Origin of the sequence: Serratia sp. 22278 (genome assembly GCF_052045405.1) — a bacterium.
In the GTDB taxonomy this organism is placed as follows: domain Bacteria; phylum Pseudomonadota; class Gammaproteobacteria; order Enterobacterales; family Enterobacteriaceae; genus Serratia; species Serratia marcescens.
Genome location: NZ_JBQEOW010000001.1, coordinates 133,510 through 157,101, shown reverse-complemented (window position 1 = coordinate 157,101; position 23,592 = coordinate 133,510). Strand labels below are relative to the sequence as shown.

General features: G+C 50.5%; 16 protein-coding genes. 4 read left to right on the top strand and 12 right to left on the bottom strand.

The genetic code is table 11. From position 1 onward, the window contains the following. The 3 genes from ACTJJ6_RS00710 to ACTJJ6_RS00700 are packed head-to-tail and all read left to right on the top strand — an operon-like array spanning position 1 to position 3,160. Positions 1-894, top strand: a complete 894-nt coding sequence (locus tag ACTJJ6_RS00710; protein ID WP_157783257.1) for a glycosyltransferase family 2 protein — start codon at positions 1-3, stop codon at positions 892-894. Between the two features lie 7 nt (positions 895-901). Then, positions 902-1,990, top strand: coding sequence for a glycosyltransferase (locus ACTJJ6_RS00705; protein WP_049299813.1), 1,089 nt, complete (start codon positions 902-904; stop codon positions 1,988-1,990). A 30-nt stretch (positions 1,991-2,020) separates the two neighbouring features. Then, positions 2,021-3,160 carry a glycosyltransferase family 4 protein gene (locus tag ACTJJ6_RS00700; protein WP_028127962.1) on the top strand — a complete coding sequence of 380 codons (1,140 nt, stop codon included), beginning with the start codon at positions 2,021-2,023 and terminating at the stop codon, positions 3,158-3,160. A 60-nt stretch (positions 3,161-3,220) separates the two neighbouring features. Here ACTJJ6_RS00700 and galE read toward each other — a convergent pair whose 3' ends face one another. From galE to ACTJJ6_RS00680, 4 genes are all read right to left on the bottom strand, one after another. Next, positions 3,221-4,237: a UDP-glucose 4-epimerase GalE gene (gene galE / locus ACTJJ6_RS00695; protein WP_049299815.1), complete on the bottom strand. Its 1,017-nt coding sequence runs from the start codon at positions 4,235-4,237 to the stop codon at positions 3,221-3,223. Between the two features lie 457 nt (positions 4,238-4,694). Further along, positions 4,695-6,071, bottom strand: coding sequence for a TolC family outer membrane protein (locus tag ACTJJ6_RS00690; RefSeq protein ID WP_016928415.1), 1,377 nt, complete (start codon positions 6,069-6,071; stop codon positions 4,695-4,697). A gap of 2 nt (positions 6,072-6,073) precedes the next feature. Further along, on the bottom strand, positions 6,074-7,405 hold the full coding sequence (locus ACTJJ6_RS00685; protein ID WP_016928416.1) for an HlyD family type I secretion periplasmic adaptor subunit: 1,332 nt from the start codon (positions 7,403-7,405) through the stop codon (positions 6,074-6,076). Between the two features lie 52 nt (positions 7,406-7,457). Next, positions 7,458-9,230: a type I secretion system permease/ATPase gene (locus ACTJJ6_RS00680; RefSeq protein WP_028127960.1), complete on the bottom strand. Its 1,773-nt coding sequence runs from the start codon at positions 9,228-9,230 to the stop codon at positions 7,458-7,460. Between the two features lie 641 nt (positions 9,231-9,871). Between ACTJJ6_RS00680 and ACTJJ6_RS00675 the strand changes: the two genes are divergently transcribed. Continuing rightward, on the top strand, positions 9,872-12,862 hold the full coding sequence (locus ACTJJ6_RS00675; RefSeq protein ID WP_079450991.1) for a beta strand repeat-containing protein: 2,991 nt from the start codon (positions 9,872-9,874) through the stop codon (positions 12,860-12,862). A 219-nt stretch (positions 12,863-13,081) separates the two neighbouring features. On the opposite strand, the gene ACTJJ6_RS00670 is transcribed toward ACTJJ6_RS00675, so the two are convergent. The 8 genes from ACTJJ6_RS00670 to ACTJJ6_RS00635 form a co-directional block, all read right to left on the bottom strand. Then, positions 13,082-14,407 carry a cellulase family glycosylhydrolase gene (locus ACTJJ6_RS00670; RefSeq protein ID WP_050487525.1) on the bottom strand — a complete coding sequence of 442 codons (1,326 nt, stop codon included), beginning with the start codon at positions 14,405-14,407 and terminating at the stop codon, positions 13,082-13,084. A 92-nt stretch (positions 14,408-14,499) separates the two neighbouring features. After that, positions 14,500-15,894 (bottom strand): undecaprenyl-phosphate glucose phosphotransferase, encoded by a 1,395-nt coding sequence (gene wcaJ / locus ACTJJ6_RS00665; protein ID WP_049299854.1) that lies wholly within the window; start codon positions 15,892-15,894, stop codon positions 14,500-14,502. A gap of 128 nt (positions 15,895-16,022) precedes the next feature. Beyond that, positions 16,023-17,396, bottom strand: a complete 1,374-nt coding sequence (gene cpsG, locus ACTJJ6_RS00660) for a phosphomannomutase CpsG (protein ID WP_028127956.1) — start codon at positions 17,394-17,396, stop codon at positions 16,023-16,025. 63 nt (positions 17,397-17,459) lie between these two features. Beyond that, positions 17,460-18,875, bottom strand: a complete 1,416-nt coding sequence (locus ACTJJ6_RS00655) for a mannose-1-phosphate guanylyltransferase/mannose-6-phosphate isomerase (protein WP_318669911.1) — start codon at positions 18,873-18,875, stop codon at positions 17,460-17,462. A gap of 70 nt (positions 18,876-18,945) precedes the next feature. Continuing rightward, complete coding sequence (locus tag ACTJJ6_RS00650) at positions 18,946-20,010, bottom strand: glycosyltransferase family 4 protein (protein ID WP_049299818.1); 1,065 nt, start codon at positions 20,008-20,010, stop codon at positions 18,946-18,948. Further along, positions 20,010-21,068, bottom strand: coding sequence for a glycosyltransferase family 4 protein (locus ACTJJ6_RS00645; protein WP_440801714.1), 1,059 nt, complete (start codon positions 21,066-21,068; stop codon positions 20,010-20,012). The genes ACTJJ6_RS00650 and ACTJJ6_RS00645 overlap by 1 nt, the downstream gene beginning before the upstream one ends. A 31-nt stretch (positions 21,069-21,099) precedes the next feature. Further along, on the bottom strand, positions 21,100-22,434 hold the full coding sequence (locus ACTJJ6_RS00640) for an O-antigen ligase family protein (protein ID WP_016928424.1): 1,335 nt from the start codon (positions 22,432-22,434) through the stop codon (positions 21,100-21,102). Beyond that, positions 22,434-23,573 carry a glycosyltransferase family 4 protein gene (locus ACTJJ6_RS00635; RefSeq protein WP_440801711.1) on the bottom strand — a complete coding sequence of 380 codons (1,140 nt, stop codon included), beginning with the start codon at positions 23,571-23,573 and terminating at the stop codon, positions 22,434-22,436. Before ACTJJ6_RS00635 ends, ACTJJ6_RS00640 begins: the two co-directional genes overlap by 1 nt. Positions 23,574-23,592 lie beyond the last annotated feature (19 nt).

The window sequence follows — 23,592 nt, the reverse complement described above, 5'->3', positions numbered from 1 at the left end:
TTGAGTAACTTTGCCCTAAGCGTGGTTATAACTACCTATAACCGCCCAGATCTGCTCGCGCGCGCAGTGGATTCCGTTGTGACCGAAAGGAATAGGCACAACAAGATACAAATCATAGTGGTTGACGACGCGTCCACGACAGCGCAGCCGGAACTTGCTATAGACGACCTGATCTTTCATCGCATGCCCGTCAACGGCGGCCCTGGTCCCGCTCGCATGCAAGGCTTAGCGTTGGCTAGCTCCCCCTGGGTCTTGATGCTTGACGATGACGATACGCTCGAACCCGGTACGGCTGAGTATTTGGCCGCACGTCTACCCGACCCTGAAACGTCGATGTATCCGGTGTATCAATTTGCCGTCAGCAAGAAAAATCAGAAAGAAGAATTTCGTCTGATCACTTTCGATGACTACGTGAACAAAACCATTACCGGCGATTTCACGCCCGTTTTTGATCGTGAACAATTTTTAGGCACCGGCTTACGCTATCCTGAAAATCGCGCCGGTGGCGAACACCTGCTGTGGTGGAAAGTTGCGGAGAAATTCGGTATTCCTTCGTATGATCGGCCGTTGGTGCGGGTTTCCAACGATGCCACAGTGCGCTTGACGCATTTTTCATCGCAAATCAGCAAGGCCGCCTACCACCAGCAACTGGCTGAAATGGCGCTGGCCGATTTCGGCGAGCGGCTGCAGCGCGATCATCCCGAGGAGTTTCGCCGGATACGTTTGGCGCATATTACCTATAGCTTGCTTAACCGACAGTGTGCGACGGCACGCCAATCGTTAAAAAATGCTCCGCTCGGCGACAAGTTAAAAATGGCTTTATGGACGATCAGTTGGTTACCGCATTCTCTGATCAAGAAGTTATTCATTTCTTATCGTCAGCGCCAAGGGTAAAACAGCGATGCGTATAGACTACGTGATCACCGGTCTTGAGATCGGCGGCGCCGAATATCAAGTTGTCACGCTGCTCGAGAAATTGGCCGAGCGCGGCCATCAAGTGCGCCTGATCTCATTGATACCACCGACATCTGCAGTATTTGTCGATCGATTGGCCACCGCCGGCGTCCCACTCCATGATCTGGGCATGCGTTCAGGTAAAGACTTGCCGCTCGCACTGCTCCGCTTGCGCAAGGAACTGTTGCGCAATCGGCCGGATGTCGTACACAGCCATATGGTGCACGCGAACCTGTTGGCTCGCCTGGTGCGGTTGTTCACGCCTTCTTTGAAATTAGTTTGCACGGCGCACAACACACATGAAGGCGGAAAAATTCGCGATTGGGCATATCGCCTGACCAACCCGCTCAGCCAGTTGAACACAACGATCAGCGAAGCGGCCACACGCCGGTTTATTGGCGAACGCGTTTTCAAGGCACGCAATACTCGTACCATTCCCAATGGAATTGATACTGCCAAGTTCAGCCCAGGGAAAGAACACAGCGCCTCTTTAGAGCGCCCTTTCCGCTGGTTGGCCGTCGGGCGTCTGGTCGAACAGAAAGATTACCCGACGCTGATTGCGGCCTTTGGCAAACTCTCAGACAGCCAACTACTGATCGCCGGCCAAGGCCCATTGTTTGAAACTTTACAACGACAGGTTGAGCAGGCTGGATTGGAAAAACGCATTGAATTTCTTGGCGTTCGTAATGATATTGAGCAACTGTATCGCCAGGTCGATGGTTTTGTCTTGTCATCGGAATGGGAAGGATATGGCTTGGTCGTCGCTGAAGCGATGGCTTCTGAACTTCCTGTCGTCGTCACCAATAGCGGCGGCCCCGGAGAAATCATCGGCAATACGGGCGAGAATGGTTTGCTGGTTCCGATCAAAGACCCTGAAGCGCTCGCCAATGCCATGGCTTCGATAGAAAGGATGTCCTTGCAAGATAGGCGACATTTAGGTCAGCATGCTCGACGACGTGTCAAAGAAAAATACGCTTTAGATGAAATAGTTACACAGTGGGAATGTATTTATACAGAGCTAAAAAACAATAATTAATGGCTTTGGCGGTATATTGATAAGGTTTTTATGAAAATAGCACTAATAGGTACAGCAGCAAATTGTGTGGTTGGCTTTAGAGCCGATCTGATAAAGTCATTGCACCAGCAGGGGCATACGGTTTACGCCCTGGCTCTGGATTATGATGACAACACACGCATGCAGGTTACAAATCTGGGAGCGATACCGGTTGACTATAAATTCAGCCGGACAGGCCTCAATCCGCTAAAAGATTTCCTGGATACCTATGCGCTTAGCAAACAGTTAAAGCGTTTAGCTCCCGACCTGGTTTTTTCCTACTTTTCTAAACCCAGCATCTTTGGCACTTTGGCGGCAGTCATGGCGGGCGTTAAAAAACGTTACGCGATGCTGGAAGGCTTGGGCTACCTATTTACTGAACAGCCGCAAGGTGTGAGCAGGAAAGTAAGGCTTTTAAAAAAGATTCAGGTCATGCTCTACCGTTGTATCTTCCCAAGCCTTGATGCGCTCATTCTTCTGAATCCTGACGATCGTCATGATCTGCTGGTTAACTGCAAAATCAACGTCAAGCAGGCACATGTCTTAGGCGGTATCGGTTTGAATCTGGCTGACTATCCTTTCACGCCCCCTCCGACGTCCCCCGTTTCCTTCATCTTTATCGCCCGTTTGTTGGCCGAAAAAGGGGTTCACGAATACGTCGCCGCCGCAAAAATAGTTAAAGCTAAATACCCAGAAACTCGCTTCTATATGTTAGGCGCGATAGATACGCAAAACCCAGGTAGCTTAACAGTAAAATGCCTGAATAATTTAATTGAAGACGATATCATCATCGCCCCAGGCCATGTTTCAAACGTGGCGGAATGGATTGCGAAGTCCAGCGTTTTCGTTTTACCTTCCTACTATCGCGAAGGGATCCCGCGTAGTACTCAGGAAGCAATGGCCATGGGACGTGCCGTTTTAAGCACGGATGTGCCGGGTTGTCGGGAAACAGTAGTTCAAGGCGTTAACGGTTATTTAGTCAAACGCTGGTCACATGCTGAGCTAGCGGAAAAGATGTGCGAATTGATCGAAAACCCACAAAAGATAACGGATATGGGACTTGCCAGTTATCAATTGGCCCAAGAAAGATTTGACGCAGACAAAGTCAATAATCGCCTATTGGAATTGCTGGAGATTCCTCAAACTCGGTGATGTCAAGCCAAACCTGAATGATGCCGGTCGGCATCATTCAGGTCGTGATACCGAAGACAATCAGTCACGGTACCCTTTAGGGTTTTTCTTCTGCCAGTTCCAGGTATCGCGCATCATGTCATCGATACCCCGACTCACTTTCCACCCCAGCTCCTGATAAGCCAGATCGGCGTTCGCCCAGAAGGCAGGCAGATCGCCTTCGCGACGCGGTAATATTTGGTAAGGGATCGTGACCCCCGACGCTTTTTCGAATGCCTGCACCATCGCCAGTACCGAGTGCCCTACACCAGCCCCAAGGTTATAGGCCTTAAATCCGCGGAGCTTAGGCAGATGATCCATCGCTTTCAGGTGGCCTTCGGCCAGATCCATGACATGGATGTAGTCGCGCTCTCCCGTCCCATCGGTCGTCGGATAATCCCCGCCGAAAATACCCAGCTTTTCCAGTTTGCCGATGGCCACCTGCGAGATGTAGGGCAACAGGTTATTGGGAATACCGTTAGGATCCTCACCGATCAACCCCGACTCATGGGCGCCTACCGGATTAAAGTAGCGCAAGGCAATAATCGAAAATTGCGGCTCAGCCTTGGCGACATCTTGCAGGATCTGCTCCACCATCAGCTTCGACGTGCCATAAGGGCTTGTCGTTCCGCCGATCGGTGTCGTCTCGACATAAGGCACCGGTGAATGGGCACCATAAACGGTAGCGGACGAACTAAAGATAAACGCATACACGCCGGCGCGGCGCATAGCGTCCAGTAACACCAACGTTCCGGTGACATTATTCTGGTAGTATTCCAGCGGCTTACGCGTAGATTCCCCTACTGCCTTAAGACCGGCGAAGTGGATCACGCCGGTAATCGAGTGCGCTTCAAAGATGCGATGCAAGCATTCCGCATCCTGAACATCACCTTGGTAAAACACGGCGGCTTTTCCCGTCAGTTTCTCTACGCGGTGTAAAGACTCCGCTGACGAGTTCGACAGATTATCCAATACCACCACCTCTTCACCGCGCTCCAACAGCATCAAAACTGTATGTGAACCGATGTAGCCGGCTCCGCCAGTAACTAAAACCGCCATACAAACCCCTCACTCGCGCCCAACGCGCTCAAGAAAAACAGCCGTCTAAAGCCATAGGCTTATTTTAAATAAAACGTAGAATCACGCATCCTTTTCGATCATCAAAGGTTTACGGCTCATCGACCGTAAAGCACCATAAACGGCAACGGTCGCTCTCTCTCGTCGCGTCATGACTCTGGCACCTGAGAGCCGTTCAGGCCGAACTCAGCCATCACTGCGTGCTGAAAAACACGGATTAAAACCGCTAGCACGCCGCGCTCTCTGCGTTATCACACAGCTTAACTGCGCCGGAGGCAGCGATTGAATACAACCGGTTGATACAGTGCCATCGCCCCTCTGGCAAACGAACGAAAATCAGGCCTGCGGCCACCGACCGATAACATAACGCAACAAAACAAAAAGAGCAGCTTAACGCTGCTCCCTTTCAGATAAATACTCGCCTCATCGCAAAACCGGACTAGCGACTGCGGGCAAAATACTGCGCGACCCGCATAACATCTTTTTCATCCAACGTACCGGAATCGCTCAGCAAGGTGATCCATGATTTGATGTAGGCGTACTTGGCGGAAGCCAGATCGCGCTGGGCGCTATAGAGCTGCTGTTCGGCGTTGAGCACATCGACGTTGACGCGTTGCCCGGCCAGTACGCTCTGCCGAGTCGCCGTCACCTGTGTCGTAGCCGATTGTACCGCCAACTCATAGGCCGCCACCTTGGCGCGGCTGCTGATGCACAAATTGTATTGCTTGCGCAGATCGTTGAGCGTGGTGCCCGTCTGTGCATCCATTTCATACATCGCCTGGCCATAGCGCGCCGCGGCCTGCCGGGTCGACGCCGAAACGCCGCCGCCGGAATAAATAGGCATGCTGACCTGCACGCCGATGCTGTCGGTACGGTATTTCTGGTTAACCGTATTATCGCTGCTGGAGTCGTTTTCCGAATGCGAAGCATACAGCTGAACCTGAGGCATAAAGCCCGCACGATTCCTTTCGACATCATACTTGGCGGCGTCCACGCCATGACGCGACGCGGCCAACACCGGGTTGTTCTCCAGCGCGATCTTTTGCCACTCTTCGAACTTGGACGGGATCAGCGGCGCCACCTTAAACTTGCCCGGACGCAAAACCTGCAATTCATCCAGTTGGTTCAGCGGCATGCCGATAATCACTTCCAATTCGCGCTGGGCGGCGTCCAGCGCATCGCGCGCTTCGATTACCTGCGCTTCGGCCAGGCTGTAGCGCGCCTGGGTTTCCGATACGTCGGTAATGGTGCCTTCACCGGCGCTCATCAGGCGATCGTTCAAGGTCAACTGTTCCTTGTAAGCCGCCTTTTGCGCTTCGGCCAACGCGATTTGATCCTTGGAATAGGCCACTTCGACATAGGCGTTAATCACCCTAACCGCAAGATCCAGCAACTTGCCGCGATAGCGCTCGTCCGACATCATCGTCTGAGCCACGCCGGCTTTGTAGCGCGCGTACGCTTCATAATCGAACAGCGGCTGCGTCAGCGTGATCGAACTGGAATAACTGCGATATTGCTGCCGCCGGGTGACCTCCGAAACATTGCCGAAAAAGTCGCTCTGCGGATATTTTTGCGTCTGCCAATTGCGCGGTGAATTCTGATAGTTCAACGACACCTTCGGCAGCAGCCCCGCCCTACCGATGTTTTCGTTCTCATCTCCCGCTTCTTTCTCTTTTATAGCCGCCCGGAAGGTCGGGTCCTTTTCTAATGCCAGCGAATATGCGTCTAAAATCCCTATCGAATAAACCGGCGCAGATATCGCAAACAAAAGGGTGCCGATAACCAGACCGGCAGCCTGTCGTTTTGATTGAATCAAAATTATTCCTCGGTTAATGAAGTATGAGCGCGATCCAAAATAGGTTTAAACAGATAGCTCAGCAGCGAGCGCGAGCCCGTTTTCACGAACACCTCGACCGGCATCCCCGGCTTGATGTCCTCGCCACTGAGCATCTTCATGCCCTCCGGCGAGACCGTGACCTGCATCTGGTAGTAAGGTTCTCCATTGGATTTGTCGACCAGGCGGTCGGCGGAAACCAACGTGACCGTCCCCGGAATTTTCGGGGTTTTGTTTTGGTTGAAGGCGGTAAACATCAGATCCACCGGCAACCCGTTGTACACCTTGTCGATCAAATCGACTTTCAGGCGAGAATCCACTACCAGCGTCGCCTGGCTGGGCACAACGTCCATCAGGTGGTCACCCGCTCCCACGACGCCCCCCTGAGTGAAAATATTCAATCCGACCACGGTGCCATCCACCGGTGAGATGATGGCGGTGTTGCCCAGATCGAAGTCGGCCATTTGCAGCTTGTTGCGGAACTCGCTGGCGTCCATTTGGGTTTGCGCCAGTTGCGTCCTGACCTCGCGCTGATAGTCGGCGAAGCGTTGATCGATGCGCTGCTGAGATTCCTGCAGCTGCTTTTGCAATTGACCAATCCGCCCGATGGTTTCATCGATGCTGCTGTTCACCTCAGCGAACTGGCGCTGGACTTCCAGATAACGATTGCGCGGCAAATAACCGTCCGCCGCCAGTTGCTTCATGCTGTTCATCTGCTCACGCAGGCTGGAAAGTTGGATCTGCTTGTTGGCGCGCGAATCCTGCAGGCCTTTCAACTGGAAGCGGATCCCATCCATCGACTGCTTATAACCGTCAATTTCACTTTGCAGCCCCTGGCGGCGAGAGGCGAACAGCTGCGTTTGCAACGCGATGATTTCGGCCACGCGCGGCTGATCCTTAACCTGGGTGAAAACAGGGGAAAAAGTGACCTTGCTCAGACCATCGCGTTCAGCCAGTAAACGCCCTTCGGTGGCCAGCGTGGTGTAGTACTGATCGCGCAGCGAATCAACCTGAGCCTGCGCCTGCACCTGGCTCAATTGCACCAGAACCTCACCGGCTTTCACCTTGTCGCCGTCTTTCACCGCAATATTCTTGATGATGCCGCTGGCCGGGGCCTGCACCGTTTTGCGGTTGCCGGAAACGGTTACCGATCCCGGTGATGCCACCCCTTTATCCAGAGGCGCGAACGCTGCCCAAGCCAAAAATCCGAACAGACCAATTCCCACTACCAGCCAGCCCATCCGGGTAAACCGCCGTTCATCCTGCGGGATCTCTTCAATATACGAGTCTTGCGGCTCGCCAATATGCGTCGACATACCAACTCCTTTACACTGCGGACGGCAATGAAGCCATCAGGCAATTCACGGCTTAATTAATTTGCGTTTTTGGGATGTTGCCTTCATCCGGCTCAGAATTTACCGCCCTCACCGCTTGCTGAGGCTGTTGCGTCTGCGCCTTTTGCGCATTGGCCAACGCCTGAAGCACTTGTTGAGTCGGGCCGAACGCGTTGACGTTGCCATTCACCAACAGCAACAACTTGCTGGTCATCGACAGCAAATTGGTGCGATGGGTAATCAGAACCACCGTTTTATTACGTTGCTTGAGGAACATAATGGCCTGGTTCAACGCTTTCTCGCCCGCATCATCCAGATTGGAGTTAGGCTCATCCAATACCACCAGCGAAGGGTCGCCGTACAATGCGCGCGCCAGGCCGATACGCTGTTTCTGTCCACCGGACAACCCAGCGCCACCGTTGCCGAGCACCGAATCGTAGCCGTTAGGGAAACGCAGGATCAGTTCGTGCACACCGGCCAGCTTAGCGGCTTCAATGACTTTCTCTGAATCGATATCGTTAAAGCGAGCGATATTCTCGGCGATAGTCCCGGCAAACAGCTCAATGTCCTGCGGCAGATAGCCGATATACGGCCCCAATTCATCCTTGTTCCACTGATAGATGTCGGCATTATCCAACCGAACAATCCCTTCACTGACCGGCCAAATGCCGACCAGCAAACGCGCCAGCGTCGATTTCCCCGACGCGCTCGGGCCAATGATCCCCAGCACGTCACCGGGCTGGATGGCAAAAGTCACGTTATGCAATACCGCATCGCCTTTGGAGCCCGGCGGCGTGGCGGTGACGCCTTCTACTGCGAGTACCCCTTCCGGACGCGGCAAGGACATACCGGTGCCACGTTGCGGGTGCGTTTCCAGCAGCTTGACCAACCGGCCATAAGAAAGCTTTGCCGCGCTGTAGCTCTTCCAGACGTTAATAACCTGCTCAATCGGCGCCAGCGTTCGCCCCATCAGAATGGAGCCGGCGATCATCATACCGGGCGTGATGTGCCCATCGATCGCCAGCCAGCCCCCCAGCCCCAGCACCAGCGATTGCAGCGACATGCGCACAAACTTGGTGATCGATGTGACCCGCGATGCGCGTTCGCTGGCGATGCGCTGACTGTTCAAAAACCGCTGGTGCAGACCGAACCACCGGCGTTTCAGGTTAGGCAACATCCCCAAAGCCTCGATCACTTCGGCATTTCGCAGATTGGTGCTGGCCAGCGTACCGGACATAATCGACAGCTTGCTGGCCTCCGCCAGCGGCTTTTTCGACACCATTTCGTTGATCACCGCCAATGCGATCAGCAACAGCGCACCGACCAGGGCGAAAAGCCCCAACCAAGGATTAAACAGGAATATCACCAACAGATAGATCGGAAACCACGGCGCATCAAAGAAGGCGAACAGCGCGCTGCCGGTGAGGAATTGGCGCAGATTGGTCAAGTCGCTCAGCATCTGGCCGGCGTCGGAAGAACCGTTTTTCAGATTCGCCTCGTAGGCCGCAGTGTAGACTCGCGTGTTGAGACGCATATCCAGCTGACTGCCGATACGGATCACCACCATGCTGCGCACGTATTCCAACAGCGACATCATGCCGAACATGCCCAACATGATCAGCGTCAGCATCAACAGCGTGATTTCATTACGCGAAGGAAGCACCCGGTCGTAAACCTGGAGCATATAGATAGAAGGAACTAGCATTAATAAATTAATAAATGCGGTAAATATGCCAACGGTCCAAAAAACCTTACTGCGAGTCCGTATAACATCCGCAATTTCATTGCGCGGTATAAATTGATTCACTTTCTGCCCTTACATCATGTGCACTGTCAGTCCAATCCGCATTGATATTTATGAGATTAACCTCACAAAAAAAGCCCCAAACATGCTCAAGACTGCAGATGCTTTTTCATTAACTATAGATACATATATGGAATTCCAGCAAGGCTGGCAGATGAAAAAAACATGTGCCAAAAAGAACAAAAAAAAACAATACAAAGCAAAAAGTTAGCAAAGGCTAAACGAATATGGCATCACATCGCATCCGCCGTGCATCAACGAGGCCATTCCCGATGCCACGCCAGTTAAATCATTAGAAATCTAATAATCCCCAATGTTAAAAAGCCAAAGGTGATTATCTTAGACATAAAAACATTAATTTTACACAGCAAACCCACAGGATTAATTGAGATCACAATTGGTTATAGAAAAGCAAAAATCAAAAAAATAAAAAAAATCCTATAACCTTGACAAAAATCTCATCAGCTCCTTTGATTAAATCGTGAAAGCAACAATTGGCATTAGTGTGTCATTTTTATATGCCGTTGTTTTTACAAGATTTAATACTAAAAAATCTGACCAAACCTCTTCCTGGCACGGCTATGGGGGGCCGGTCACATCTTTCTTATGTCCGTAGAAAATGGGTACATCCAAAGGGGTAACGTATGGCCACATTAGTAGCACAGCAAAAAGCGGCTGCTTTTTTCCTTGCAATCTCTGGAAAGAATATTGACACCGCGGCGTTAGATTACTACTCGCAGAAAATTGAAACTTCTGCACTTTCTCTGGAACAAGTTGCGCAAAAATTCATTGCAGGCACCGCAAGCCTGAACGGTCTGACGGCTTCTCAGATCGTAACCAAAATATACACCGCAGTGAACGGCAGCGCCCCTAGCAGCAGCGTGCTCGCCGATCTTTTAGCGGGCAACCCCACCACGGCGTCCGTCGTCGCCAAGGTGATTAACGACGTACTCAGCTACAGCGGTTTTGATTCAACGCTGCTGACAGCACAGAGCAATTTCGAAGCCCAAGTCGAAAAAACCCTGTTCCCAGTCGCAACCGCCGCATCGTCGGCCGGCGCAGCTGACGTCCAGGGTGTTTTCCATGTCGTGGGCTTAACGCAAACTCAGGACGGCATTACCTACTGGGGAACCGTATTGGCGCAGGGCGGCAAAACGCTGGCGGCAGTCGCACAAACCTTCGTGAACAACAGCCCGCTGAAAACGTTAAGCGATAGCGATTTCATCAATGCCATCTTCCAAAATAGCTATGAACGCGCACCGACCTCGGCCGAAAGCAGCAGCTATCTTGCCTTGCTGAGTGGCGGTTCGACTCGCGGCGATGTCGTCGCTCAAGTGATCGCAGCACTGAAGGGCACCGTTGCCGCCGGCGATACCACGGCCCAACAACACTTCCAGGCGGCGACGCACGTGTGGCAACCGGGTGAACTGCCGGCCCTGAACTATCAAGAACAAGTCGCAGCCGCCTTCCTGGCAATACCGGGCCGTGGCGTCGATGCCAGCGGGCTGGACACCTGGAGCAAAGAACTGTTTGCCGGTAAGACTTATGCACAAGTCATCACTACCCTGATCAATTCCGCAGAGTCGCAAAAGAAAGGCGCTCAATTGACTGGCGATGATTTTGTTCAGCATATCTTTACCCTGGTGCATGGCACCGCCGCCACCGCTGCGCAATTAGCCAGCTATGGTGCGCTGGGGAGCAAAACGACCATCACGCAGGCCATTATCAACGACCTGCGCAACTCCATCGCCACTGACAGTGCCACCGTCACTCAGCAGCATGGCTTCGAATACGATATCGGTACCAGCCTGCTGTACAAAACCGCTGCGTCTCTGACGGCAACGGCCGCCGGCGGCAACGCGACGGGCACCGTCAACACCGGCGCATCTCACCAAATTAGCAATGCCGAAACGGCAGTGTTGACGGATGTGCAACTGAACGCCAATGCCGCCAGCATCGTGAACCTGAAGTTCGCCGACCATCTGGCGAATCTGACCATTAACGGCACCAGCGCAGCAACGGTCAACCTGTCTGACAACGGCGTTAATCCAGGCGTAGATATCACCGTCAATAACGGCAACGTCATCCTGAATGCCAGTTCGGGTGCGGATGACGTAGTCGTCACATCGGCGGCAAACATTGCGGCCGGCACGGCGCAGTTTAACCTTGGCGCCGGCAACGACAGCCTGCACTGGGCTGGGAACGGGGTTTCGGGCGGTGCGAACAGCGTGGCCAACACGGTTAAGGCTGACGGCGGCGCGGGTACGGACTCCATCTCCGCCAACTTCATTACCAAAACCGTGGTGACCAACCAGAACGCCCTGGGCGTTCGCACCAGCACAGTGACCAGCAACGCCAATAACTTCTCGAATTTCGAGAAGATCGACCTGACCGGCTACATCGGCAAGTCCGTTGGTACGCTGATTACGACACCGCTGATTGGTTCACCGACCACCACCAGCGTGACTACGCCAACCAACACCTTTGACTTTGGGCTGACCAACGGTACATCTACGGTTGAAGGCACTACCGGCGGCACGATTACGCAGAACGCGGCGACCACTAATCTGGGCACGCAAGGATTTGTGATCTCCGGTCTGGCTAACGTCAACGTCATCAACGCCGCCGGCGGCAACGCCGCGCAGCTGGAAGTGAAAGGGGACGCGACCTCCGCCAGTACGCTGAATTTCACCTTCGTGCAGAACGCCACCGATCACTTCAACATCAACTTCGATGCTGTGAGCTCTGCCAACGTGAATGCCGGCGCCATCACCCTCAACAGCAGCAGCAGCGCCCTGTTGGGTACCGCGCTGAGCACGGTGAACGTGGCCTCAGGTGGTACCGGCAACTTCGATAACATTCTGTCCTTGGCCGGCACCAATGCGCAGGTTCAGACCATCAACGTGACCGGTGACCACGCGCTGGATCTGACGCTGGGCAGCGGTTTCAGCAACGTGCGTGATATCAATGCGTCCACCAACACCGCGGGTCTGAATCTCGACTCCAGCCATGGCGGTACCGGTGACGGTATCATCATTCAGTTGCTGAACATTCTGCCGCTGAGCGTCATTACCACCAACCTGTTGGCGCCGGTGTTGACGGCGTTGGGCCTGAACGGTTACCAAATGACCGTAGAAGGTTCCAGTGCTGCCGATACCCTGGGCGTGATTGGCAACACCACGCTGACCGGTGGCGCAGGTGCCAACACCTATGACATCAAGGCGAGTAACACCCAGGCGGGTGTGACCATCAAGGACTTTAGCAGCCTCAAAGACAAGATTGTCGATGTTAACCATGGCGGCCTGACTATCTCCAATGACGCCACCGGCACGGCGGTCGCGGACTACGGCACACGTTCCGCAGACACACTGGATGCGCTGTTGGGGACTCTGGTGGGCGGTTTGACCAACGGCGTTATCGGCCTGCTGGGCGGCATTCTCGGTCTGGACAGCAGCAACTCGCTGACGTCGAAAGTGGGTGTGGCATCCGTAGTATTCAGCGGTGGCGGTAATACTGCCAGCTCTTATGTGATTATCGACAACAACGATAACCATACGCTGGATCTCAACGATACCGTGGTATACCTGACCGGGCAGAACCACCAGCAATTGGTGGATACGCTGCACTACGCGTAAGCGTAGCGCCATCACCGAGCGAGCTGATTTTTATTCAGCGCCGCGAGGGGAAATGCAATACGTGTACTGATGCCAGCCGGCTATGCCGGCTGGCTTTTTATTGGCGTCAATGTCGGCGAGTGATGAAGAAGCGCGTCGCTTAATCCTGGATAAAAAAAAACCGCAAGCTTATTAAGCTTGCGGTTTTTTATTCACGGCGCGTACGGCGCTCTCGATAGCCTACCAAGGCGATGCTATAGGGGCACTGGAGCGCATCATTACCGGTACATCACCATCGGGTGCGGCCGTATTCCCCTGAACCTCTTTGAGCGGTGTGGCACTTTGGTTTTGCGGAGCTTCAGCAGACATAAAACTGCGCAGGCTTGAAGAAATGCCGCTTGCAGGTTGGCTCACCGGTTTTTCCTGCCAGAAAAGCATCGCATGCTGATTATTGCCTTTCAGGGCTATGGAGATTTTCCCGCCCGGCAGCACTTGATATTTTTCGACGGAATAGGATCGCGCAACATCTGCCACCTGACTTAAAGCCAGCATCGACGGCTTCGGTTGGCCGTTCCGCGTCAGCAACCCAAATCGATGTTCGTTGATTTTCGGGTTGTCGCCATCATCGAGCAAATCGTACCACCATACCCCCTTAATAAAGGGACGCGATTTGGCCAGGAAGGTATATTTCACCACATATTGCGCGGCCACATCTTTTGATAACCCGCCTTTACCGTCATAGGTTGGCACGCCAATTTCCGTGATATAAATCGGCACCGTCTTACCTGCTGCCTTTGCAAGCCGGGCCTCAAATTTATCCACGACGCCGAGGTTCCCCTCAGGGGCCCGTATAGCGTAATTATCGTTGCCATACGAGTAAGGGTGGATAGAGAAGCCATCAACGTAATTCAACACGCCGAGTTTAACGATGTTATCAACCCAGGAAGGATCGCGAGTGCCTGTTGGGTTAGCCGTTCCCGTAATGACAATTGCGTTGGGATCGGCTTTTCTCACCGCAGCCGCCGTTGCTTTCACCAGCGCGACGAAAACTTCCGGCGGCGGAGGCGTCCGCGGCTTTGGCTTAATTGCAGTGGCATTCGTCCATTCGTTCCAGATCTCGTAATACTTGATCTTGCCCTTGTATTTAGACGCTGTCCAATACGCATAATTGGCGAATGCCTGAATGGCCTCAGGGGTGGTTGGATAACCCGATGGATCGTAAAGCTTGTTACCGTACGCCAATACTAATAACCCATTCAGACCGAATTTCGCCTGAGCATCATTAAACGCTTGGTCAGCCTTTTGCATATTGCCGGTTATGACATACTGCCCTTTTTGCTGTTCCAACCCGCTCCAGGGAAAATCCGCACGATACGACGTGAAACCGTATCGCTTGATCAGCTCCAAATATTTATCCGGATCGTTGGGATACCAGCGAAAATGCGCATGCACCCCGACTTCGAAAGCCAACGCATTCGCACTGATGAACATCAGCGGCAATGCGAGAGCCAGCGATGCGGCGGGTCCCTGGCGACGCATCCGTTTACGGCTTGATTTAGTCAACATCTGACCTCCAGTTTTAAAAGAAAAATGAATCGTCTCAATACCCCAGAGATCAGGAAATCCGCATTTCCCGGGCGCGACGCTCGGAGAAAACCTCAGTACGCCGCTTTATTAATGAATCCTTTGAAAATGGTCAGGAAGACGATTTTAATGTCCAACCAAACGCTCCAGTTACGGATATAGTCCAAATCGAACTCAACGCGCTTTTGCATTTTTTCCAACGTATCCGTCTCGCCACGCCAACCATTGATTTGAGCCCATCCCGTAATGCCTGGCTTCATTTTATGGCGCAGCATATAGCCGTTGATCAACTTTCTATACTGCTCATTATGTGCCACGGCATGCGGCCTTGGACCTACGATCGACATGTCGCCTTTCAATACATTGACAAACTGCGGCAGTTCATCCAGCGAGGTGCGTCGCAAGAAGGCGCCGACCGGTGTTAAACGCGAGTCCCCTTTTTTCGCTTGAACGACTTTATCGCCATCTTCCATCACGGTCATCGAACGGAACTTCCATACCTCGATAGCCTTACCATCCATGCCATAACGCCTTTGTTTGAAGATGATCGGGCCGGTAGAGGTAAACTTAACCATACCGGCGATCAGCAACAGAACCGGAGATATGAACAGCAGAATAAATATTGACAGAATGATGTCTTCAATACGCTTAATCACCTGATTAATCCCGCTCATCGGGGTATCAAACAATGAAACGACAGGGACGCCATTAATTTCTTCAGAACGCGACTGTAATATATTGAACGTAAAGATATCAGGAATCAGCATCACTGAGCAGGTCGTATCAGAAAGATCCGCAATCGTATCTTTGATCAATTTTTCCTGCTCCATCGACATTGCGATATATACCCGATCAATACGCCCACATTTTGCATCGCTGACGAGTTGAGACAAGTCGCCACAGCGCTCAATCTTGCTGTTCAATGGAGAATTATCATTGTCGTAAATGCCCAACACTTTAAATCCCATCCAGTGAGCATCACGCAAAGACTCTGCCAGGCGAATGCCGACGGGCATCGCCCCCATGATGGCCACATTACGGGTATTGAAACCAATATTGCGCATGTATCCCAAGAGCAGCCGGATCACGCTGCGCGTAATGATCAAACCGCAGCACACCAACAGATACCATTGGATATAAATGGAATATTCGTTGTTGAACACATTTATCAACGCCACCGTGCCCGACGTCAACAGCAGGCTCAACGACCAGTTTTGCAAAATGAGCTGGATTTCCAGACCCGCACGCACACCACGCCATGATCGATAAAAATCAGTAATACCACCAATCATTTGGAAGATGACGATCGAAATTAATACCATAATCCAGTGCTGCATGCTGAATGCGGCACCGGAGATTAAGCAGGATAAGTACAATCCGCTAAAGATAACGAAAATATCAGAGAAGCGCTGAAGCATTGAAGTAAGAGACGCATTAGTATGCAACACACCCCGACGGAAACCGTTCATAGATAACTGCCTATTAACTATCATAGTATAGATGCCTTTTGTTAGTTTTCTCTGGTACCTATATCACTTCGCAATGCTGGGCCGTATACCGCCCGCCCAGCATTAGAATATAGCTTTAAAACCAGAGATCAGCTTCGAAGCAAGGCCAGTATTTCCTCTGTTTTCTTCTGCATCAGTGCAGGATTGGCTCGCGACTCGACGTTCAAACGCACCACCGGCTCAGTATTCGAGCTGCGTAAATTAAATCGCCAATCTGCAAATTCCAGACTAATGCCATCGGTCGTGTCAAATTCCAGCGCCGTAGGCCGATAGCGATTTAATACTCTTTCGATCGCGGCTTTTGGATTTTGCAGTTTGCTATTAATTTCACCCGATGCTGGATACGCGATCATACGATCCCCGACCAACTCCCCGAGCGTCTTGTTTTTAATGCACAGCAACTCCGCAACCAACAGCCATGGGATCATGCCGCTATCGCAATATGAAAAGTCGCGGAAGTAATGGTGGGCACTCATCTCGCCGCCGTATACGGCGTCTTCCAGGCGCATACGTTCTTTAATGAATGCATGGCCAGTTTTCGACATCACCGGCACTCCGCCCGCCTGCTTGACCACATCAATGGTGTTCCAGCTCAAGCGTGGGTCATGGATGATTTTCGCCCCGCCGTCTTTCTCCAGAAACGCCTCGGCCAGCAGGCCAACGATATAGTAACCTTCAATGAATCCACCGTTCTCATCGAACAAGAAGCAGCGATCGAAATCACCGTCAAACGCGATCCCCATATCCGCCTTATACTGGCGCACGGCTTGCGCCGTATCTTCCCGACATTCCGGCAGCAACGGGTTAGGGATCCCGTTGGGGAAATTGCCGTCAGGCTGGTGATGAACCTTGATAAACTCAACCGGCACCTGAAGCTGCTTGAAACGCGATTCGATAGCATCGATGACGTGACCGGCCGCGCCGTTACCGGAGTTGACCACCAGCTTCAACGGTTTGAAGTTAGCCGTATTCACATAGCCCAGCAGATGATCCACATACTCTTTTTCAATCGATATTTTTTCGTAGCTACCGCGCTTGGCCGGATCAACCGCAGCGAAGCTGTTATTTTCCGCCAGGCGCTGAATATCGCGCAAACCGGTATCACCGCTGATCGGCTTGGCTTGGCTGCGCACCAGCTTCATTCCATTGTAATTCATAGGATTATGGCTGGCCGTCACTTCGATGCCACCATCGAGACCTAAGTGGAAAGTGGCAAAATAGATTTCTTCAGTCCCACTGACGCCAATATCCAGAACATTAACCCCAGCATCGCGTAGCCCCTCAGCCAACGCGAGTTTTAGTTCCTCGCTGGTCAAACGAATGTCTCCCCCGACGACAACGCTTTGAGGTTGCAAAAACTCTCCATAGGCACGGCCGACACGATAGGCGATATCGCTGTTCAGTTCTTCACCTAGTTGCCCGCGAATGTCGTATGCTTTGAAACAAGTCAATGATTGAGACATATTGAGATCCTTACCAAATGTAAATACAGCGATGCGGCTCAAATATCCGCCGCACCAAAATTCTTAATTATGCTGAGCGGAATCGCCGATTCGCACGATATCGTCCTCGCCCAAATAGGCACCCGATTGAATCTCAATCAAATCCAACGGGATTTTTCCCGGGTTTTCGAGAGAATGTTCAACCCCAAGAGGGATATAAATGGATTCGTTTTCACTGATGAGTTGCATTTTTCCATTGGTATGCACTTTGGCGGTGCCTGACACCACTACCCAGTGTTCCGAGCGATGATGATGCATCTGCAAGGACAATTTCTCACCAGGCTTCACGGTAATGCGGCGAACCTGGAAGCGATCGCCTTGCGCAATCGCATCATGTTTGCCCCATGGACGATAAACCTCACGGTGCTGTTTGCTTTCGGAGCGCTTTTGCCGTTTCAGCTGATTGACGATTTCCTTCACGTCTTGCACTTTATCTTTATCGGCAATCAACACGGCGTCTTTGGTTTCAACCACAACCAGATTGTTCACCCCAACAGCGGCCACCAATTTATGCTCCGCGCGAATGTAGTTATTTGAACAGTTATGCTCAAGAACATCACCGAAAGTAGAGTTCCCTTTTGTGTCTTTTTCGCTGATTTCCCACAACGCAGACCATGATCCGACGTCATTCCACCCCGCGTCCAGAGGCACGACGACAGCATCTGCAGTCTGTTCCATCACGGCATAATCGACAGACTCATCCGGGCAGGCGATGAAAGCGTTTCGATCAACGCGGATAAAGTCCATATCAGGGGTCAGATGCGCGAGCGACAGCTTACACGCGTCCAAAATATCTGGGCGGAAGCGCCCCAATTCTTCCAGGTAACGGCTGGCTTTGAACAAGAACATACCGCTATTCCAGAGATATTCACCGCTGGTCAGATACTGCTGCGCAGTATCAAGATCAGGTTTTTCAACGAACCGCGAAACGCCGCAAATACTGGAACCGTCGATGCTGGCACCTTTTTGAATATACCCATAGCCCGTTTCCGGGCCCGTCGGTACTATGCCGAAAGTAGCCAGTTTACCCGCTTCAGCATAAGGAATAGCCTGATTCACCGCGTCGCGGAAAATCTCTTCGTCCTGAATGACGTGATCCGCGGCCAATACCAACATCAGCGGATCGTCACCGCTGGAAACGGCCTGCAAAGCGGCGAGCGCAATCGCCGGCGCGGTATTACGCCCTACCGGCTCCAGAATAATATTATGTGACAAACGCGTTATTTGTCGTAGCTGTTCAGCCACGATAAAACGATGCTCTTCGTTACATATAACAAGAGGATCAATAATGTCTAACCCTTTAAGCCGCATGACCGTTGTTTGCAACATGGAAAACTCGTTGCACAGTGCTAAAAACTGTTTGGGAAATAATTCACGAGAAAGCGGCCACAGGCGACTTCCTGTTCCCCCAGCCATAATAACAGGATAAAGGTTACTCATTTTTACTCTCACCGATTAAATATAATAGGAAAAAAATTTATTTTCATTCCAAAAAACGTGGATGTATCGATTATCTGTAAAGACGGTAGGTATTGGATACCATTTTTTCTGAAGTGAAATTAGCATTGTAGAAATCGACACAGTCTGCTTTCATTGCACCCCAATCGCGCTTGTCGCGAGTACTCAGTATTTCAGCGGCCTCATCAGCTGCATTGGTCGTAAACAGATAGCCCGTAACACCTTCATTCACCACCTCCGGCAATGAACTGCAGCGGCTGGCGACCACAGGCAACCCATAGCTCTCTGCCTCAACGGCGACAAGGCCGAACGATTCCCAGCGGCTTGGCATCAACAACACATCCGCATAAGTGAAATAAGGAGCCATCGCTGAAGGCGTCAACCAGCCTTTAAAGTCCATTCGGACATGAGGCGCAGGTTGTTCTTTCGCATGCACATTGCCGCCGACGATCGTGATTAAAAATCTGTCATCCAGTTTATCGGCAATCTGCTGAACCAAATCAAATCCTTTTTGGTAATCAAAGCGGCCAACAAACAATATATTGATTTTATCTTGATGATAAGGGTTAGTCTCATCGGACAACGCGACAGGAGGCTCTACGCCGTTATAAACCACGGTCAAATTGCCCGGATCCATTCCGGCCATCAGTGCCGTTCTTTTCTCATATTCGCTGGTACAGATGATCACATCGGTATTCTTTTGCAGTACTTTCTCTATCTTGGCATAGACCTTTTTTTTCTTTTCTGATGTGTCCATCAGGAAAGAAAAAGCATGTGGGCAATAAATAATTTTGGGTTTGCACGTCATTCTTACCAATGGCGTTAACAACCGGCAAACAACCCCTGCAAAAGTACTGTGGACGTGAATGACATCCGGTTTTTCTTTACGCACTAACTGGATATAGTTAATAGCCAAAGAGATAAATGAAGGGATATTTCTCCCGGTGCGCGAAAATACCTTCATTTTTTCATCAGGGAAAGCCCCGATCTCGCGGTATTGGCTATCGGGCAACACACAGTAAAAATCAAATTCATCATTTTGCTGTACAAGTTGTCTAATTACCGTAGCGACGCCACCTTTCACTGTTTCGGCAACATGCAGCACTTTTTTTTTCATTACATAGCTCTCGTCATTATCTCGCTCAACGCTGCAGCCGAACGCATCCAATCGAAACGTTTGACATTCTCAAAACCCTCAGCGATTAAAGTTTGGCGCAACGCTTCATCCTGTATAATCCGCTCCAGTGCCTGTTGCATTTCCGGGATATTCTCTGGCTCAAAGTACAATGCACTCTGCAACAACACCTCGGGCAAAGAAGCGCGATTGGACGATACTACCGCGCAGCCACAGGCCTGTGCTTCTAACGGAGGAATGCCAAACCCTTCATATAAAGAAGGAAACACAAAGGCACGAGCATGAGAATAGAGTTCGACAAGCTGTTGATCGCTCACCCGCCCCAAAAACTGTATGTTATCGTTCGCCGCAGCTTCTTTTGTCGAAACCCCCACATCCGCGAAGTTCTTATTGGCGGCTCCAATGATTTTCAGTGTTACATCCTGGCTGTTTGCCATTTTAGAGAAAGCGGCAATCAGACCATGAAAGTTTTTGTGATAATTTGGAGACGAAACAGCCAATAAATAGGGGCGCTCTGTATCGGATACTGGCGCAGCAGGTTTAAACTGCTCAGAGACCGCATTATAGATTACGTAAATATTGTTTAATGGGTAGTCAAACGCCTGGCTAATTTCTTTTTTAGAAAACTCACTAACCGTGATCAACGCCTTACTGTGACGTAGCATCAGAGGGACTAGATTATTATAAACAAAACGAAATTTTGCAGAGTAACTTTGCGGATAGCGTTTATATATAATGTCGTGATGAGTAACAATTTTATTACGATAAAAGATCGGTGCCGTATTACAAAGGTTAATGAGAAGCGGACTTTTCTTTTTCCTTAAAAAAGCAGGAAGCTCCAACTGCTCCCAAAAGTGGCCACTTTTCTTACCCACTACCTGAACATTCAATTGCGACGCGATATCGTGATGAATAATATTAGGTGGCGATACAAAAATGACATCATGCCTAATTTTACTCAGCGCAAGACATGTTTCTTGAGCAAACCGCTGAACACCTGTCAAATCCTGCGTTAAAAATCGCGCATTGACATAGATCATTAATTACCTCGTAACTTTAAATAATATCGCGTCAATGTAGCGATTGAATATAGCCTACATTCTTCTTTGACCGACTCACGGCCCCCGTCTCGGGCGTTCTAATCGACAATAACAAGATTGAGATAATAATTGGGAATATGTAGCCTGGATAGTTTGTCAACGGGTTATTATAAACAAAGTTCATCGATAGCGAGATCATCCAGTATAGGTAAATACTGGGGTTAAGGCCAAGACGAGTACGTTGATAAAGAATGCCAAGAATAACCGACGCAACGATAACAAGAATAATGATGCCGACATTCCCGTAATTCGACAACATGTAGATATACATACTGTCAAGCGGGATTGAGTTCGTATTGTCATCACCAATCACTGCGTTGCCATTCACAGCATACCCAGCACCGATAAATGGCGAATATTCACTGTCAGCTCGCACGGCCTCTATATTGACTGTACGAAGTAAAATGCTGTTCTCCGCGTAAGCATTCTCCTTCGGAAATATCATCTCATAAATACTGTAATTGGTTGTCGTAATATAAAAGAACAGTGACAAGACCATCGTTACCATGGTAACTGAGTTCAGGCTAAAACGTTGAGAGAAAAAGCGTCTCAACATCAGGAACATGATATAAAGCAGCGCCATAATGATCGCCGTTTTCGATGTTGAAAATGCGATCCCTACCATAGTGAGAAGAATATACTTTTTGCGATGTTTTACGCTTACATAAGGCGATAACACCAGTGCAAAGAACAGATATTCACTGAGGCTGAATGGCCCGGTGAGCAAACCAAAAGCACGTAATTGACCTTGGATAGTGCGCAGCAGAAGACCATATTCTTTACCAAACTGTGTCAACTGCGGGCCTGGGTCAAAACCGATTAGCGCATAAAGCAGGCCTGCCAAGCTGGATTCGGCGACTGCAAAAAGCGCATTCAATACGGCAAAGAAAATATAGTACTTGATGATTTTATTAACAATTTCGACACGTTCATTATATTCAAAAAGAAGTAAAACGGCCGCGAAGAAAAAAGAACCGAATGTAAGCAACTCTAAGCGAAACTGAACTATAGAACGGAAGAAATCAAATCTTCCGGCAATCATACTAAAAAGAATATAAACTAACGAGAAGACTACCATTGACAAGAAAAAGACCAATACGCTTCTACACTGTTTTGACACGGTAGGATTACGCGCAAAAAGTAGTATTAGTACGAAAACTGGAACTGCCATGGCAAAAAAATCTTTATATAACAAAAGTGCCCTGGTCGACATATACGCAGCGACGGTCACGACGCCGTTCAATGAGAGCAATGCCATGTACGTCAGCAAAAGAAAAACAACCAGCGACTTTGTCGATACTCTCATTATGACCCTCTATACACACTCTCATAGGCATCGGTTATTTTTTCCAGTTCAAAAAACGAACGACGCGATTTATTGTTATTTTCTCTAACGACGCTTACCACACTAGCGACAGAAAAATCTTTTAGCTCGAAAATGTTGTCGTAAAAAGCGGCGATTTCAGCCACTCCACCATTGAAAGACGTATACACAACCTTACCAGAGATGGCTGATTCCGCAACTGTCCGCCCAAAGGGTTCATTCCACCGCGTCGGTAGAACAACGGCGTCAATCTGCGTCATAAACTCTTCAATCTTGATAAAGCCAAGCAAATGAATGCCTGCTTCCAACGCCAACCCCTTCAACTTCTCGCCAGAAGCGTCACCGTTGAATCTGCCGGCGGCGTAGAATGCAACCAGGGGATCGCCGCTGGCCTGTTTTGCCAGAGCACAAAACTCATCAAACCCTTTGTCTTCGGTGAGACGACCGACAAAACCGATCCTGACCTTTTCGCTGACGGTCGGTACGTAGTCTATCGCCGCGACAGGGTTGTAGATATGCGTATGCACCGCGTTGCGAGCAAATCCATTTCGCTGATGCAAGGCGGAAATATATTTACTTATACCAACAAAAGCATCCACGCGCTGACTGGCTTTTTTCTTTAGATAAGAGGTGATGCGCACTGCAGGCGACTGTACATCCATATTTTGGCCATGTTTAAACAACGTGCCATTGGGGTGGAATAGATAATAATCGCGAGTCGTATGCACCACGCGCGCCCCCAACTTCTTGGCCACTCGCCACGCAGCAACGGAAAACCCGCTGAGGTTGTTGGTATGCACCACATCCGGAGAAAACTTGCGTAGCTCGTTGCGCATGGCTCGAGCCATAAATGGATTATAAGAATCGAGTAGGTGCCACACCGCTTTTTTTAATTTGCTTGCAGCTGATGCCTTGAACGGCCAGTACACATTCTTGAGAGGTAAATAGGCAATATGCACGCCATTAAGAGTGTCATACTTTACCTCATCAAGTTCATGAAGACAAAATACACCAACCTCATGCCCGGCCCGTTGCAAACTTTCAGCCAATAGTTGGACTGATACCTCAGCACCACCTATTTTATAAGGAGCATAAAGCGTGTTAATTAAAGCAATCTTCATTCCCATCACCAAAATATAA